Genomic DNA, 16,394 nt, shown 5'->3' with positions numbered 1-16,394 from the left:
TCGGAAATCGCCGACCTAATGTTTCTACATAATGTAACACAGGGAGTTTCCGTCCATGACCAGAACGACACTCAGAACGGCTGTCGCCGCCGTGGCGCTTGTCGCCGCCGCGCCGGCGGCGATGGCACAGGAGCTTGTCATCGGCCTTCGCGCCGGACCGGACTCCATCGATCCGCACTGGTCGACGCTCGGCAGCCAGGCCGAAGCGCTGCGCCACATCTTCGACACCCTGGTCGACGTGGACGAGAACCTGCAGCTTCAGCCCGGCCTCGCCGTCAGCTGGGAGCCGGTCGACGAGACGACGTGGGACTTCAAGCTGCGCGAGGGCGTGAAATTCCACGACGGCAGCGACTTCACCGCCGAGGACGCCAAGTTCTCGATCGAGCGTATCCCCGACGTGACCGGCCCGATGTCGATGACGCTCTACACCAAGTACGTGGACTCGGTGGAAGTGATCGACGACTACACCCTGCGCGTGCACACCAAGGGCATCGCCCCGGCGCTGCCGAACGACTTCACCCGCCTGTTCGTCGTTCCCTCGGAAACCGGCATGGAAGCCGGCAACGAGGAATTCAACGCGGGCGAGAAGGCCATCGGCACCGGCCCCTATGAATTCGTTTCGTGGCAGCCCAAGGGCGACCTCGTGCTCGAACGCTTCGACGGATACTGGGGCGAGCAGCCGGAATGGGAGCGCGTGGTGCGCAAGGAGATCCCCGACGACGCCGCCCGCGTCGCGGCGCTGCGGTCGGGCCAGGTGGACCTGATCAACTATGTCCCCGCCTCGGATTACCTTGCGATGCAGAACGACAGCGACATCGAGACGTTCGTGTCGGACTCGGTCTACATCCTCAACATCGCGCCGTCGGTGAAGGACGAGGAGCCGCAGCCGATCACCATCGACGGCGAGCCTGTCGACGGCAACCCGCTTCAGGACCTGCGCGTGCGCAAGGCGCTCGACCTGGCCATCAACCGCGACGTGCTGGTCGACGTCGTGCTCGAAGGGCTCGGCACCCCGGCGACGCAGCTGATGCCAGAGGGCTTCTTCGGCTACACCGACGAGCTGGGCAAGCGCGAGTACGACATCGAGCAGGCCAAGGAACTGCTGGCCGAGGCCGGCTATCCCGACGGCTTCGAGATCGACTTCACCTGCACCAACAACCGCGTGCCCGGCGACGCCGTTGTGTGCGAGGCGCTGGCGCAGATGTGGTCCCGCCTGGGCCTCGACGTGAACGCGCAGGCGCTCAACGGCACCGTCTTCTTCCCCGCCGCAGCGCGCGAAGAATACACGATGACGATGTCGGCCTGGGGCACCCTGACCGGTGAAGCGGCCTATACCTACGGCGCGCTGACCCACTCGAAGGACGCCGAGAAGGGCTTCGGCAACTTCAACCGCACCGGGTACTCGAGCCCCGAGTTCGACAAGGTCTTCGGTGAAGGCACCCAGACGCTGGATGCCGAGGCACGCCGCGAGCTTTACGAGCAAGCGTCGTTCATCGCGATGGACGACCGGGCGCTGATCCCGACGGTCATCCTGCAGACCGTCTGGGCCGCCGACGCCGACACGCTCGACTTCCAGCCGCGCGTCGACCAGGAAACCCGCGCCTACGCCATCGAGCCGGCCGGCGAGTGACCTGACCGCGGGCCGTCCCGCGACGGACGGCCCATCCTGCACAGGCGCCTGCCCCTTCGGGCGGGCGCCGCCAGCCCAAGCGAGGCCCCTCAATGCTCGGATATCTGGTCAGACGGCTCGCGCAGGCCGTCGCCGTCGTCTTCGCGATGTCGGTGATCGTCTTCGTCGGCGTCTATGCCATCGGCAATCCGATCGACGTCATGATCGACCCCGGCGCTACACAGGAGATCCGCGCGAAGCTCATCGAGCAGTACGGCCTGGATCAGCCGCTCTGGCAGCAATACTTCGTCTTCCTGGCGAACGTGGCCGAGGGCGACCTCGGCACCTCGATGGTCTATAACATCCCGGTCGTCGACCTTGTCTTCTCGCGGCTTCCCGCGACGGTCGAGCTGGTGCTGGTGTCCGTGACCATCGCCGGCGTCGTCGGCATTCCCGCCGGCCTCTATGCGGGCTACCGCCCCGACAGCATCGGGGCCAAGGCGATCATGGCGCTGTCGGTGCTGGGCTTCTCGGTGCCGACGTTCTGGATCGGGATGCTGCTGATCATGGCCTTCGCCGTGAACCTGGGCTGGCTGCCCTCGGGCGGCCGCGGCGACGTGGGCGAGGTCCTGGGGCTGCACACCTCGCTCGCGACGGCGGACGGCTGGAGCCACGTGATCATGCCCGCGATCAACCTATCGCTGTTCAAGATGGGCCTGCTGATCCGCCTGACCCGCGCCGGGATGGTCGAGGCGATGAGCACCGACTACGTCAAGTTCGCGCGCGCGCAAGGTCTGCCCGACCGGCAGATCGTGTTCCGCCACATCCTGCGCAACATCTCGATTCCTATCGTGACGGTCTTCGGGCTCGAGCTTGGCTCGACGCTGGCCTTCGCCGTGGTGACCGAGAGCGTGTTCAACTGGCCCGGCGTGGGCAAGCTGATCATCGACTCGATCCTCCAGCTCGATCGCCCGGTCATGGTCTCCTACCTGATCATGGTCGTGATCCTGTTCGTGCTCATCAACCTGACCGTCGACCTGATCTATGCGCGCCTCGATCCGCGCGTCCGCCTGAAGGGAGGCGCCTGATGTCCGATACCGCCACCACCACCGGCGGCACGCTGGCCGTGCCCTCGGCCGCGCCGGCCGAGACGCGGGCGACGCGGCTGCGCAACTTCTGGTCCGACTACCGCCGCTCGCCCGTCGCCGTCGTCTCTCTCGCGGTGATCGTGGTGCTGCTGTTCGTGTCCTTCGGCGCCCCGCTGGTATCGCCGCAGGACCCCTATGACATGGCCGCCCTGGACTGGATGGACGCGTTCCTCGGGCCCGGCACCGTCGGCTCGGGCGGCTACGTCCACGTGCTGGGAACCGACAATGCCGGGCGCGACATGCTGTCGGCGATCTTCTACGGCCTGCGCACGAGCTTCGTGATCGGACTCTCGGCCGGGGCGCTGGCCCTGACGATTGGGATATGCGTCGGCCTGACCGCAGCCTATTTCGGCGGCCGGATCGAGGCGCTGCTTATGCGGATCGTCGATCTTCAGCTGTCGATGCCCGCCATCCTGCTGGCGCTGGTCCTGGTGGCCGTGCTGGGGCAGGGGATCGGGCAGATCGTGCTGGCGCTGGTCGTGGCGCAGTACGCCTATTTCGCACGGACCACCCACGGGGCCGCGACCGTCGAACGCGGCAAGGACTATATCGAGGCCGCGCGGTCCACTCCGCTGCCCACCCGCCGGGTGCTGTTCCGGCACCTGCTGCCGAACGTCATGCCGCCGCTGATCGTGGTAGCCACGGTGCAGGTCGCGAGCGCCATCGCGCTCGAGGCGACGCTGTCGTTCCTGGGCGTCGGCCTGCCGCTGACCGAGCCGTCGCTGGGCTCGATGATCTCGAACGGCTTCAAGTACATCCACACCGACCGCTACTGGCTGTCGATCTACCCGGGGATTTTCCTGATGATCACCGTCGTCGCGATCAACCTGGTCGGCGACCAGGTCCGCACCGTCCTCGACCCGAGGCGCAGCCGATGACCGGCGCGCTGGAGGTCCGGGGCCTGACCACCCGCTTTGAAACCCGCGCGGGACCCGTCACCGCCGTCAACGACGTCAGCTTCTCGGTCGCGCCGGGCCGGATCATGGGGCTTGTCGGCGAAAGCGGCTCGGGCAAGAGCGTTACCGGCTTTTCCATCCTCGGCCTGATCGAGGAGCCGGGCCGCGTGACCGGCGGCTCGGTGCTGGTCGAGGGGCAGGATCTGCGGGCCCTCAAGCCCGACCAGATGCGCCGCATGCGGGGGCGCAAGGTCTCGATGGTGTTCCAGGACCCGATGATGACGCTGAATCCGGTACTGCGGGTGGGCGACCAGATGTCGATGGCGGTGCGCGTGCACGAGAAGATGTCGAAGCGCGCCGCCTGGGACCGGGCGCGGGAGGCGCTCGAGATCGTCGGCATCCCGGCACCGGCCGAGCGGCTGAAGGCATATCCGCACCAGCTTTCGGGCGGCATGCGCCAGCGCGTCGCCATCGCGACCGCGCTGCTGCACCGTCCCGCCGTCATCATCGCGGACGAACCGACCACCGCGCTCGACGTGTCGATCCAGGGCCAGATCCTGGCCGAGGTGCGCCGGCTGGCGGACGAGACCGGGACCGCGATCGTCTGGGTCACGCACGATCTCGCCGTGGTCTCTTCGCTGGCCGACGACATCTGCGTGATGTACGCAGGCCGCATCGTCGAAAGCGGCACCTCCGAGCAGGTGATCACCGCGCCGCGGCATCCCTATACCAAGGGCCTCATCGAGTCGGTGCCCAGCCTGCACGAACCCGGGCGCAAGCTGCCGCAGATCCCCGGATCGACGCCGCAACTTCTGAACCTGCCGACCGGCTGCCCGTTCCGCCCGCGTTGCCCGCGCGCGACCGACATCTGCGCGACCGAGCCGCCGCGCCTGGACACCGACGGCCGCCACGTCCTGTGCCACCACCCGCTGGAGACGACATGACCGAGCCCCTTTTGCAGATCGACGCCGTGTCGAAGCGGTTCTCGCGCAGGCCGGGGCTGCTGACTCGCGGGCTCGACCGGCTGACCGGCACCGACTCCGCCGTCACCGTCCATGCGCTCACCGACGTGTCGCTCGACGTCCCGCGGGGCGAGGTGATGGGCATCGTGGGCGAAAGCGGCTGCGGCAAGTCCACGCTGGGCCGCATCGTGTCGGGCATCTACGCCCCGACGGACGGCGAGGTTAAGCTGGACGGGAAGCCGGTGGCCCAGGGGCCGGACGGCAACGTCCAGAAACTGACTACGCGCGTCCAGATGATCCACCAGGACCCGTTCGCCAGCCTCAACCCCCGCATGAAGGTCGGCGAGACCATCGCCGAGGGGCCGCGCCTGCATGGCCTGATGACGGGCGAGGAGGCGCGCCAGCGCGTGCGGCAACTGCTGCGACAGGTCGGGCTCGAAGGGGCTTATGCCAACCGGCTGCCGCACCAGTTCTCCGGCGGGCAGCGTCAGCGCATCGCCATCGCCCGCGCGCTGGCGATGGAGCCCGAGCTTCTGGTGCTGGACGAGGCGGTGGCCTCGCTCGACGTTTCGATCCAGGCGCAGGTGCTCAACCTGTTCATGGATCTGCGACGCGAGCTGGACCTGACCGCGCTGTTCATCAGCCACGATCTGTCCGTCGTGCGCCACGTCTGCGACCGGGTGGCCATCATGTATCTCGGGCGCGTGGTCGAGCTGGCCACGGCCGAGGAACTCTATGCGCGCCCCATGCACCCCTATACCGAGGCGCTCTTCGCCTCGGTTCCCACGCTCGGCACCGGACGCGCGGCGTTCAAGCCGATCAAGGGCGAGATCCCGTCGCCCATCGACCCGCCCCCGGGCTGTGCCTTCCATCCGCGCTGCCCGTTCGCGGGCCCGCGCTGCAGGGCGGAGGTGCCGAGGCTGAAGCCGTCCCCTCAGGGACGCTCGGTCGCCTGCCACCTGCACGACGGAGGCACCGGTTCGGAAGAAACCCCAAGGGAGGTGGCGGCATGAGCGACCTGCACACCCGCGTCGCGCGGCTGAACGACGTGCTCTGTACCGTGAACGCGCTGCAATGGGACGCGCGGGTGATGATGCCGCCGGGCGGGGCCGAGACGCGCGGCCACCAGATCGCCACGCTCAAGGGGCTGGCGCGCGAGATGATCCTGGATCCGGGGATGGAGGACGCGGCCCAAACGGTTCTGCACACCGCCGCCGACGACGTGACCCGCCGCGCCGCGCAGGCAGTGCTGGAGGCGCGTGATCACCATGCGCGCATCCCGGCCGACCTGCTGCGCCGGCAGGCCGAGAAGTCCGCCGTCGCGGGCGCCGCCTGGGCCGAGGCGCGGGCGAAAGGGGACTTCGCCCTGTTCCGTCCGCACCTGGAGGAGATCGTGGGCCTCGCCCGGCAGGAGGCCGAGGCGCTCGGCCACGACGGCCACCCCTATGATCCCATGGCGCAGGTGTTCGAGCCGGGAGAGACCGCCGCCTCGCTCTCGACCTTCTTCGAGACGCTGCGCGCGGGCCTCAAGCCGATCCTGGACACCGCGCTCGGAAAGCCGAAGCCGCGCACGGACTTCCTGTACCGCGACTACCCCGTGGAGGCGCAGCAGGCCTTCTGCCGCGACACTGCCGAGTCGCTCGGCTACGACACGACGCGCGGTCGGCTGGACACGGCGGTGCATCCGTTCGAGATAAGCTTTACCCGGCAAGACGTGCGCATCACCTCGCGCTGGAACCCGGGCTACCTGCCGATGTCGATTTTCGGCACGATCCACGAAACCGGCCACGCGCTTTACGAGATGGGCGTCGACCCGGCCTTCACCCGCACCGCGCACGCCACCGACATGATTGGCCTCTACGCCGTCGGCGGCACCAGCTTCGGGATGCATGAAAGCCAGTCGCGCCTGCTGGAAAACCACGTGGGCCGCTCGCCGGCCTTCTGGGCCCGGCACTTCAGCCGCCTGCGCGATACCTTCCCTGAGCAGCTGGGCGACGTGAGCGAGGACGAGTTCGTTGCCGCCGTCAACCGCGTCGAGCCGGGGCTGATCCGGGTCGAGGCGGACGAGCTGACATACGACCTGCACATCATGCTGCGCGTGCGCATCGAGATGGCGCTGATGGACGGCTCGCTTTCGGTGGACGACGTGCCCGAGGCGTGGAACGCGGCGATGCGCGAGGATCTGGGGCTCGAGGTGCCCCACGACGGGCTGGGCTGCCTGCAGGACGTGCACTGGTCGCACGGCTACATCGGCTCGTTCCCGACCTACACGATCGGCAACGCCACCGCGGCGCAGTTGATGGCCCACCTCGACAGCGCGCGCCCGGACGTCCGCACCGCCCTCGATCACGGCGAGACCGGCCCGCTGCGCGAGACGTTGCACGACCTTGTCTGGCGGCACGGCCGGTCGCGGTCGCGCGCCGATATCCTGCGCTCAGTCGGGCAAGAGCCGAACGATGTGGGGGACTACCTGACCTACCTGCGCGGAAAGTTCGGCGGATAAGTTCTACGCTGCCCGCCTGCACGGCTTCAGAGGGACACCGCCCGCTGGGGCACCTGCACCTCGTACATCACGATGATCCAGTCGGCGTGCCGCCCGCACTGCGCTTCCCTCGCTCTGGTTCGGTCGTAACGGCCGTATCGGGAGGCGAAGCCTCGGGCGCCGGGCGCCATCCGCCGCCGTGAAGCTGGCAGGGGAAGCGCAGTTCCTCTCCGGCCGCCAGGTCGTGAACCTCGTTGCGCACGCGGATGCGGTGCGGCCCCGGCCACCCCACCGGAACCGCCACCCGCACCTCGTCGCAGCTTATGTCGAGCCGCAGCCAGTGGCCGCGGTGCATGAGGCCGAGGTGGAGCCCCTGAAGCTCTTGCGGCAGGCATGGGCTGAGCGCGAGCGTGTCGTCGTAGAACTCCAGCCCCGTCTGCCCGCGCTGCACCAGGTCCACCGTGCCGGCCATGGCGCCCAGGTGGATGCCCTCGGCCGTGGTCCCGCCCTGGATGTCCGAGATGTCGCTTTCCAGCGCCCCCTTCAGCAGCTCCCACGACCGCGCGCGGTCGCTGCGGGCCAGCACCCACGAATGCACCACCCGGCTGAGCGTCGAGCCGTGCGATGTCCGCGCGAGGTAATAATCCACCGTCCGCGGGATCACCTGCGGGTCGAAGTCGTATCCCATGCCCGTGATCAGGTCGCGCAGCTCGGCCGACGAGAACAGGTAGAACAGCATCAGCACGTCGGCCTGCTTGGACGCCTTGTAGCGGTTCACGCTGTCGCCCTCGGCCTCGAGGATGCGGTCGAGGCGGTGAATGTCGCCGTATTTCGCGCGGTAGCCGTCCCAGTCCAGCTCTTCCAGCCGGTCATAGCCTTCGAACTGCGCGATGATGCCGCCGTCGATGAAGGGCAGCGTCAGCTTGCCGGCGATGCGACCCCACCCCGCCACCTCTTCGGGTTCGAGGGCGAGCAGGCGCTCGAGCTCCTTCCTGCGCACCGGCTCGACGTGACCCAGCACCTCTCCCGCACGCCGGAGCACCCAGGCGGCGAGCACGTTGGTATAGGCGTTGTTGTCGAGGCCGGGCACGTCGGACCAGGGATAGGCGTCGTGGAACTCGTCGGGGCCCATGACGCCGCGGATGTCGTAGCGGCCGGTGGCGTCGTTCCACTTCGCCAGGCTCGCCCAGAAGCGGGCGATCTCGATCAGCATCTCGGCGCCGTACTGGCCCAGGAAGTCGCGGTCGCAGGTCGATTGCCAGTAGCGCCAGACGTTCAGCGCGATGGCGGCACCCACGTGGCGCTGGATGTGCGAGTTGTCCGGCGTCCAGCGCCCCGAGCGCGGGTTTAGGTGGAGCACCTGGCTCTCCTCCCGCCCGCTCGACCCGCTCTGCCAGGGAAACTTCGCGCCCGCCAGCCCGGCCTCGCGCGCGAGGCGGCGGGCGTCGGGCAGGCGGCGGTAGCGATAGAGCAGAAGGCTGCGCGCGATCTCGGGGAAGTGGAAGTCGAGATACGGCAGGATGAACAGCTCGTCCCAGAAGATGTGCCCGCGATAGGCCTCGCCGTGCAGCCCGCGCGCGGGCACGCCCGCGTCCTGGTCGATGGTGTTGGGCGACACGGTCTGCAGCAGGTGGAACACGTGCAGCCGCAGGATCATCTGGGTGCGCGGGTGGCGGTCCACGACGATGTCGCCCCGGTCCCACAAAAGCTGCCAGGCCTGGACGTGGGTGGCCAGCAGGTCCTCGAACCGCCCGGCCTCGCGCGTGGCCCGGAGCGCGGCCTGCGCGGGTTCCGAGATGCCCCGGTCGCGCGAGGTGAAAAGCGCGACGGTCTTCTCCACGCTCAGCGTCTCTCCGCGCTGAAGCTCGAGCGTGAGGGTCTGGGCCACGTGATCGTCCTCCACATCCGTGACCCGTTCAACGGCGGGCTCGGCCCCGTCGCGATAGACACGGGTGCGGGCCGCCTGCGCGATGCGGATGTGCGACTGGTTCGTTTCGGCAACCAGAAGCATCGTGTCGGGCTCCTCCGCCTCGCGCGCCTCGAGCGGGGCGAGGTGCTTGCTGTTGAGCTCGCGGTAGCGCTCCACCCCGGCGTTGATCACCCGTCCGTCGAGGGCCGAGGCGACCTCGACCCGGCCCGACCACGTCTCGGGCGTGATCCGCATCTCGATGGCGGCAAGGTTCGGGTGACGCATGTGCACGATACGGCGGAAGGCGAGGGCGGTCACGTGTCCCGCGCCGTCCGTCACCCGGAGGTGGCGCTCCAGCACGCCGCGCTTCAGGTCGAGCCTCTGCCGGTAGTCGAGGATCCCCATCCGCCGCAGGTTCAGCCAGTCGCCGCCCTCGGGCCGGAAGCTGAGCGGCAGCCAGTTCGGCAGGTTGACCAGATCCTCGTTCTCGATGCTCCGCCCGGACAGATCCGTGACGCGCCGGTTGTAGCCCCCGGCAAGGTACGTGCCCGGATAGTGCACCTCGTCGGCCTCTGATTCCTCGGCCGCCCCGCGCGTGGCGAAATACCCGTTTCCCAGCGTGCAGAGCGCTTCTCGCAGGCTTTCGCCCGCAGGGTCAAACCCGTCGTAGGACAGCACCCAAGGGTTCTCAGCCATCACGCAGCTCCAGTGTTTCGGCCAGTGCATCCAGCAGGTGGCCCACATCCTCGACGGTCTCGAGGCGGTAACGCGCCGCACTCGGGCGGTCGTGATCGGCGACGACGATGCCCGAACCCCGGGCCGTCAGCGCACGGAACGCATCCTCGTCCGTCTCGTCGTCGCCGACATAGATCGGCAGAACCTCGGGACGGTCGAGGTCGAGTGCATCCAGCAGCCACAGCACCGCCTTGCCCTTGTCCCAGTCGAAGCGCGGGCGCAGCTCGAAGACCTTCTTGCCGTGGGTCTTCTTCAGCTCCGGCACGGCGGCGATCACGTCATCGACCACCCGCTCGACCTTCCGAACATCGGCTTCCGCGACCTGACGATAGTGAACGGCGACGGCGAACCGCTTGGGCTCGACCAGTGCGCCCCCGATGTCGGCAAGCCCCGCTGTCAGGCGCTCCGCAGCACGCCCCACCGCGGCGGAGAACGCGGCGCCCTTGTCGTGCTCGATCCGCAGGCCGTCCGGCCCGGCGATGTCGAAGCCGTGACTTCCGGCGTAGATCAGCCCGTCGAGCCCGACGAGGCGTTCCACGTCCGCCCGGTCCCGTCCGGAAACGATCGCGACGGGGCACAACCCGGCGAGCCGCTGTACCGCCCGGCGCATGTCGTCCGAAAGCACCGCGAGGTCGGGGCGCGCCACGATGGGCGTGAGCGTTCCGTCATAGTCGAGGAAGACCGCCGGCCTTCGCTCTGCCAGGAGCCGCCGCAGGTCGTCCGGGTTCGAGGGGAAGGGCCGAGGCATGTCCTCGGTGGCGGCGAGATCCGGCACCACGATGTCCGCGCCCGCCTCCCGCAGCGCGCGCGCTTGTCCGGCCCGGTCCACGCCCATGACCAGACCGAAACCGCCCGCGCGGGCCGCCGCGACACCGCTCGTTGCATCCTCCACGACGAATGCCCGCGCCGGCTCGACACCCAGGCGCGCGGCGGCGGCAAGGAAGATGTCGGGGGCGGGTTTGCCGCCGAGCCCCTCCGCCGCCGCGTCCGAGCCGTCGAGGATCACATCGAAAAGGCGCGTCAGCCCCGCCGCCTCCAGCACCGCGCGGGCGTTACGACTGGACGAGACGAGCGCGGTGCCGAACCCGTCCGCATGCAGCCGTTCGATCAGCGTGACGGTGCTCCGGTAGACGTCGACGCCGTCGCGCTGGAGCGCCTCGCGAAAGTGGATGTTCTTGCGGTTGCCCAGCCCGCAGATCGTCTCCGCCTCGGGCGGGTCGGAGGGCGTCCCGCGTGGCAGATAGATCCCCCGCGCACGCAGGAAGGTCGCGACTCCGTCGTACCGCGGCAGCCCGTCGACGTAGCGGTGGTAGTCTTCCTTGGTGAAAGGCGCCGCGTCCCACCGCTCCGCCAGGAACGCGTCGAAAAGGCGCTTCCACGCCGCGAAGTGCACACGCGCGGTGCGCGTGACCACGCCGTCCAGATCGAAGATCGCCCCGCGCCGTCCCGCCGGGCCATCGCCGAGGAAGCGGGCGATGGCCGGGGGAAGTTCCGGACGGTTCGGAGCGGGTTCGCTCAAGATCGGCCTCCATTGCGGTCCCGGGACCGCGGCCGACGGCAGCCGCCTGCTCGGTCCCTCATAGCAGTCTTGCCGCACGCCGCGGCGCGTCGGGCGTCAGACCCAGTAGCCGGCCGCCGGCACGGTGCCGAGATGGAGTTGCACGTGCCTGACCCCCGGCACGTTCTCGGCCGCCACCCGGGCGGCGTCGCGCTCTGCGTCGGTGTGGACGTAACCCCAGATGTCGACCGTGCCGCCGGCGACGACGACGTTCATCTGCATGGCGCTCACGCCGGGCGCGTCCTCAAGCGCCTTCGTGACAGCGTCCCGCAGGTCACGGTCCTGCACTGCCGTTTCGGGCGCCGGCGCGGGGTTGGCGGCGACCGCGTGCAGCAGGTTGGCGCGGCTGACGATCCCGACGAGCCGGCCGCCTTCGACGACGGGAACCCGCTTGATGCGGCGCGACTCGAGCAGGCGGGCGATCTCGCCCAGGTGCGTGTCGGGCGTCGCGGTCACGACTTCCTTCGTCATCACGTCCCGCGCGTGCCGGCCCTCGGTCTTCACGAAGTCCTCGGCGTTCTCTCCGGCGAAGAGCCTCAACCACCACGACCGGCCGCCGGACCGCTCGGGCTCGACCCGCCGCAGGAGGTCGCCTTCGCTGACCAGCCCGAGGAGCGTCCCGCCGTCGTCGACGATCGGGACGCCACTGATCCCGCGCGCCATCATCAGCCGGGCGACCTCGGCCACCGGCGTGTCAGGACGCGCCGAGACGACCTCGCGCGTCATCACGTCTCTCGCTTGCATGTCTTGCTCCCCCGAATTTCGTTGCCTTCCATGCGTCGGCCCGCACGTCGTTCCCGTCCGAGTCCATCGCAAGCACATGCTGGAGTATTAGGGAGCGCAACAGCAACAGGCACGTGTGATGGTGCGGGTTGTTCAATCCAGCTCGATTTCGAAGGGCGCGAACCCCGTCAGCACCGTTCAGAAGTTGGTCTCGCCCATCTCGGCGCCCCTCATTGATGCCGGTCAAGGCGGGATCGAAAGCATCTGCGCAGGCTCGATTCACCGGATTCGGATCGGGGGGCGAAACGATGGCACGAGGCATCTGCGACGTCTGCAAGTCACGACCGGCGAGCTTCCGAGCCGTGGTGAACGTCAACGGCGAACGCCAGGTCATGGAACTTTGCGACGAGGACTACCGGAGGCTCGCGCGTCAGACGCGGAGCCGGTCGCCGCTGGAGTCGCTGTTCGGGCGCGGCTCGCTCCTCGACGAGTTCTTCGGCGAGCGCCCCTTCGCCGCCCCTCCGATGCGCGGCGGCAGCGAGCGGACAGACCGTCCCGGCACGCCGCACGACGTGCCTGAAGAGGAGCCGGGAGAGGACATCGAAGCTCGCTCCGCAGATCTGCCCAGGAGAAGTGCAGGCGGAGGCGGCCTCGGTGCGCGTCTCAGTGCACAGGCCAGCGAGATGCTTCAGAAGGCGGCGAACACGGCGGGAGAGTTCGGACGAAGCGAGGTGGATACGGAGCATCTTCTGCACGCGCTCGTCGACAGCGAGGTCGTACGTGCCGTGCTGGAGCAGGTGAAGGTCGACCCGGACGAACTGCGCCGGCAGGTGGATGGGGAGGCACGGCGTGGGGAGGCGCAGCCAGAAGGCGAGATGGGCGTCAGTCCGCGTCTCAAGGACGCGCTGAACCGGTCCTTCATCGCATCGAACGAGTTCGGGCACAGCTATGTCGGGCCCGAGCATCTGCTGATTGGGCTTGCCGAGGAGGGCGAGGGGCTCGCCTCCTCAATCCTCCGCCGCACCGGGCTCACGCCGCAGGCATTGCGACAGCAGGTTGGTCGGGTGGTCGGCCGTGGTGCCGAGGAGGGGCGCGTCGAGACGCCATCGCAGACGCCCGATCTCGACGCGTATTCTCGCGACCTCACCAGGCTCGCCCGCGACGGCAAGCTCGACCCGGTGATCGGCCGCGCGCGAGAGATCGAGACGACGATCGAGGTGCTCGCGCGGCGCAAGAAGAACAACCCCGTGCTCATTGGCGAGCCGGGCGTCGGCAAGACGGCCATCGTCGAGGGGCTCGCGCAGCGCATCGTCGCCGGCGAGGTGCCCGAGGCCCTGCGCGACAAGCGGCTGGTCGAACTCAACATCAATTCGATGGTCGCCGGATCGAAGTATCGCGGCGAGTTCGAGGAGCGGGTCCAGAAGATCCTGCGCGAGATCGAGGCGCAGAAGGACGAACTGCTTCTCTTCATCGACGAGGTACACACCATCGTAGGCGCGGGGCAGGGCGGCGGCGAAGGCGGGCTCGACGTGGCCAACACGTTCAAGCCGGCGCTGGCGCGCGGCGAGTTGAACCTGATCGGGGCGACGACGCTCAACGAGTATCAGAAGCACATCGAGAAGGACGCCGCGCTCGAGCGCCGCTTCCAGCCGGTCTACATCGACGAGCCCACTGTCGCGCAGACCATCATGATCCTGCATGGCCTTCGCGACACCCTCGAGAGCCATCACAAGGTAACCATCACCGAAGAGGCCATCGTGGCTGCGGCCGAGCTTTCGGACCGCTACATCACCGGCCGCTTCATGCCGGACAAGGCGATCGACGTGATCGATCAGGCCGCAGCGCGCGTGAAGATCAGCGCCACCGCGCGTCCCGTGGATGTCCAGGAACTGGAGGCAGAGGTCAGGCAGATCGAGCGGGAACAGGACTATGCCGCGACCCGGAAGCAGTTCGACCGGGCGGCGGAACTGAAGAACGAGCACGAGAGGAAGAAAACGCAGCTCGACCAGATGCTCGCAACCTGGAAGCGCGACCGGGCCTCGGCCACCACCGAAGTGCGCGAGGATCACGTCGCGCAGATCGTGTCCAAGCTGACGGGCGTGCCGGTGAGCGAACTCACAACTGAGGAGAAGGAGAAGCTGCTGAAGCTGGAGGAGCGCTTGCACGCGCGGGTGATCGGACAGGACGAGGCGATCGGCGCGGTGTCGGACGCCGTGCGGCTTGCCCGTGCGGGATTGCGCGAGGCCGGAGGGCCGACGGCGACCTTCCTCTTCCTCGGGCCGACAGGCGTCGGGAAGACGGAGCTTGCCAAGACGCTGGCCGAAGTGATCTTCGGCGAGGAGGACGCGATGATCCGGATCGACATGTCGGAGTATGGCGAGCGCCACACGGTGGCGCGCCTGGTCGGCGCTCCGCCTGGTTATGTCGGCTACGACGAGGGCGGCCAACTGACCGAACGCGTGCGCCGCCGACCCTATTCCGTCGTGCTGCTCGACGAGATCGAGAAGGCGCACACGGATGTCTACAACATACTGCTGCAGGTTTTCGACGACGGGAGGCTGACGGACGGCAAGGGGCGTGTCGTGGACTTCTCGAACACCGTCATCATCGCCACCTCGAACCTCGGGTCGGACATCATCCAGCGCAACCTGCAGAAGCGTGGCACGGAGTCCTTCGACGAGGCGCGGCAGCGGGACGATCTGATGGAGATCCTTCGCGGCCATTTTCGGCCGGAGTTCCTCAACCGGATCGACGAGATCATCGTCTTCCACTCATTGAACCAGTCGGAAATCCGCCAGATCGTCGAGATGCAGCTCGACCGCGTCGCGAAGACCGCGCGCGGTCAGGGTGTGGACCTCGAGTATGATTTCAGCGTGGTGAACCACTTGGCCGATGTCGGCTTCCGGCCCGAATACGGCGCCCGCGAACTGCGCCGCCTGATCCGGAGCGAGCTCGAGACGAAGCTCGCCCGCGACATGCTGTCGGGCCGCATCCAGGATGGAGACCGGGTGTGTGCACACTGGTCCGACGAGGACCGGGGAATTTCCTTCGACAGCCTCGAAAGCGGTGCCGCGAAACCGGGCGAAGGAGGCAAAGAGACATCGAGCGAAGACAGTGCCGCCTGATCGGGCGTGCGGTAGAGGCTGAAAGTAGCGCCATGCCTCAAGAGCGGATAAAGAACATCTTCGTCGCTGGACTCGACCCGTTCAACCTGCGGCTTTTGCATAGCGTTCGTCATGCCGAACGCTATGCATTCCACACGCTCTACGAACGGCAACAAATCACCTATGCGAAAAGCTTCGACATGGCGGCGCTCCTCGACGAGGGGCGGCGCGTCTTGCGCGCGTTCGACGGCCCCGTCGACGCCATCGTCGGCTATTGGGATTTCCCATCGATCCTGATGATCCCGATCCTGAGGCGCGAGCTCGGGTTGCCGGGGCCGAGCCTCGAAAGCGTCCTGCGCTGCCAGCACAAGTACTGGAGCCGGCTTGAGCAGGCCAAGGCATTGCCCGACCAGGTGCCCCGTTTCGCGCTTGTCGATCCTTTTGAGGACGATCCCGCCGCGCCGCCTCTGAGCTTCCCATTTTGGCTAAAGCCGGTGACGGCGCATTCCTCTCTTCTTGGCTTCCTGGTGAAGGATGTGAGCGAGTACCGGCACGCGCTCGCCGAGACCCGTGCCGGCATCCACCGCTTCGCCCGGCCCCTCGACGTGCTGATGGAGTACGCCGACCTGCCCGCCGAGATTGCGGAGGCGGGAGCCTGGAAGTGCATCGCCGAGGAGATCATCTCCGCCGGGCGGCAATGTACGCTGGAAGGCTACGTGCTGAACGGCGAGGCCGAGGTCTATGGCATCGTCGACTCGATCCGCGGCCCCAACCGCTCCAGCCTCGAACGCTACGAGTACCCCTCGGCGCTGCCGGACCCCGTGAAGGCGCGCCTGCGCGCTTCGGCGGCCAAGGTTCTGGGACAAATTGGGCTGGACGACACGCCGTTCAACATGGAGTTTTTCTATCATGCCGCCGACGACAGCCTGGCGCTCCTCGAGATCAACGCCCGCATCTCCAAGTCCCACAGTCCGCTCTTCGACAAGGTCGAGGGCGTTCCCCACAAGGAGGTGATGATCGATGTGGCGCTGGGGCGGAAGCCGGACTACCCGGCGCGGCAAGGCGCATTCCGGTACGCGGCAAAGTTCATGCCGAGGTTGTACGGACACTCCGCCGATGAGATCGTGACCCATGCGCCCTCGAAGCCCGAGATACAGGCCTTGGAGGAGCAGTACCCCGGCACCGAGATCCAGCTGCATATCGAGGAAGGCATGCAGCTTGGTGAAGATCACCACTACGACGAGTACAGCTATGAGCTTGGCGCAATC

At 67.9% G+C, this 16,394-nt stretch carries 11 protein-coding genes; 8 read left to right on the top strand and 3 right to left on the bottom strand.

What is annotated here, in order from left to right; translation table 11 throughout:
* The first annotated feature begins 55 nt into the window (after positions 1–55).
* From BM162_RS18150 to BM162_RS18125, 6 genes are all read left to right on the top strand, one after another.
* On the top strand, positions 56–1,630 hold the full coding sequence (locus tag BM162_RS18150) for an ABC transporter substrate-binding protein (protein ID WP_093424871.1): 1,575 nt from the start codon (positions 56–58) through the stop codon (positions 1,628–1,630).
* 92 nt (positions 1,631–1,722) lie between these two features.
* Complete coding sequence (locus tag BM162_RS18145; RefSeq protein WP_093424869.1) at positions 1,723–2,697, top strand: ABC transporter permease; 975 nt, start codon at positions 1,723–1,725, stop codon at positions 2,695–2,697.
* The gene (locus tag BM162_RS18140; RefSeq protein WP_093424868.1) at positions 2,697–3,635 is read left to right on the top strand and encodes an ABC transporter permease; all 939 of its coding nucleotides are present in this window, start codon (positions 2,697–2,699) and stop codon (positions 3,633–3,635) included. The genes BM162_RS18145 and BM162_RS18140 overlap by 1 nt, the downstream gene beginning before the upstream one ends.
* On the top strand, positions 3,632–4,597 hold the full coding sequence (locus BM162_RS18135) for an ABC transporter ATP-binding protein (RefSeq protein WP_093424866.1): 966 nt from the start codon (positions 3,632–3,634) through the stop codon (positions 4,595–4,597). The genes BM162_RS18140 and BM162_RS18135 overlap by 4 nt, the downstream gene beginning before the upstream one ends.
* Positions 4,594–5,628, top strand: coding sequence for an ABC transporter ATP-binding protein (locus BM162_RS18130; RefSeq protein WP_093424865.1), 1,035 nt, complete (start codon positions 4,594–4,596; stop codon positions 5,626–5,628). The genes BM162_RS18135 and BM162_RS18130 overlap by 4 nt, the downstream gene beginning before the upstream one ends.
* Positions 5,625–7,118, top strand: a complete 1,494-nt coding sequence (locus BM162_RS18125) for a carboxypeptidase M32 (RefSeq protein ID WP_093424863.1) — start codon at positions 5,625–5,627, stop codon at positions 7,116–7,118. The genes BM162_RS18130 and BM162_RS18125 overlap by 4 nt, the downstream gene beginning before the upstream one ends.
* A gap of 67 nt (positions 7,119–7,185) precedes the next feature.
* Here BM162_RS18125 and BM162_RS18120 read toward each other — a convergent pair whose 3' ends face one another.
* The 3 genes from BM162_RS18120 to BM162_RS18110 form a co-directional block, all read right to left on the bottom strand.
* A complete protein-coding gene (locus BM162_RS18120) occupies positions 7,186–9,702 on the bottom strand; it encodes a glycoside hydrolase family 65 protein (RefSeq protein ID WP_093424862.1) in 2,517 nt (838 codons plus the stop codon).
* Positions 9,695–11,260, bottom strand: a complete 1,566-nt coding sequence (otsB, locus tag BM162_RS18115; protein WP_245759333.1) for a trehalose-phosphatase — start codon at positions 11,258–11,260, stop codon at positions 9,695–9,697. The genes BM162_RS18120 and otsB overlap by 8 nt, the downstream gene beginning before the upstream one ends.
* Positions 11,261–11,356: 96 nt before the next feature.
* Entirely contained in the window at positions 11,357–12,043 is a 687-nt protein-coding gene (locus tag BM162_RS18110) for a CBS domain-containing protein (protein ID WP_093424860.1), read from the bottom strand.
* A gap of 287 nt (positions 12,044–12,330) precedes the next feature.
* Between BM162_RS18110 and BM162_RS18105 the strand changes: the two genes are divergently transcribed.
* Entirely contained in the window at positions 12,331–15,147 is a 2,817-nt protein-coding gene (locus BM162_RS18105; protein WP_093424859.1) for an ATP-dependent Clp protease ATP-binding subunit, read from the top strand.
* 32 nt (positions 15,148–15,179) lie between these two features.
* On the top strand, positions 15,180–16,394 hold a 1,215-nt coding region (locus BM162_RS18100), incomplete at its 3' end, for an ATP-grasp domain-containing protein (RefSeq protein ID WP_093424857.1).

This window comes from Tranquillimonas alkanivorans, assembly GCF_900115595.1.
GTDB classification, from domain to species: Bacteria; Pseudomonadota; Alphaproteobacteria; order Rhodobacterales; family Rhodobacteraceae; genus Tranquillimonas; species Tranquillimonas alkanivorans.
This window is presented reverse-complemented; position numbering and strand designations above follow the sequence as displayed.

Bases quoted from the DNA above. Each gene is read 5' to 3' on its own strand.
- BM162_RS18140 (WP_093424868.1), top strand. From the start codon at position 2,697: ATGTCCGATACCGCCACCACCACCGGCGGCACGCTGGCCGTGCCCTCG.
- BM162_RS18145 (WP_093424869.1), top strand. From the start codon at position 1,723: ATGCTCGGATATCTGGTCAGACGGCTCGCGCAGGCCGTCGCCGTCGTC.
- BM162_RS18130 (WP_093424865.1), top strand. From the start codon at position 4,594: ATGACCGAGCCCCTTTTGCAGATCGACGCCGTGTCGAAGCGGTTCTCG.
- BM162_RS18150 (WP_093424871.1), top strand. From the start codon at position 56: ATGACCAGAACGACACTCAGAACGGCTGTCGCCGCCGTGGCGCTTGTC.
- BM162_RS18120 (WP_093424862.1), bottom strand. From the start codon at position 9,702: ATGGCTGAGAACCCTTGGGTGCTGTCCTACGACGGGTTTGACCCTGCG.
- BM162_RS18105 (WP_093424859.1), top strand. From the start codon at position 12,331: ATGGCACGAGGCATCTGCGACGTCTGCAAGTCACGACCGGCGAGCTTC.
- BM162_RS18125 (WP_093424863.1), top strand. From the start codon at position 5,625: ATGAGCGACCTGCACACCCGCGTCGCGCGGCTGAACGACGTGCTCTGT.
- BM162_RS18110 (WP_093424860.1), bottom strand. From the start codon at position 12,043: ATGCAAGCGAGAGACGTGATGACGCGCGAGGTCGTCTCGGCGCGTCCT.
- BM162_RS18135 (WP_093424866.1), top strand. From the start codon at position 3,632: ATGACCGGCGCGCTGGAGGTCCGGGGCCTGACCACCCGCTTTGAAACC.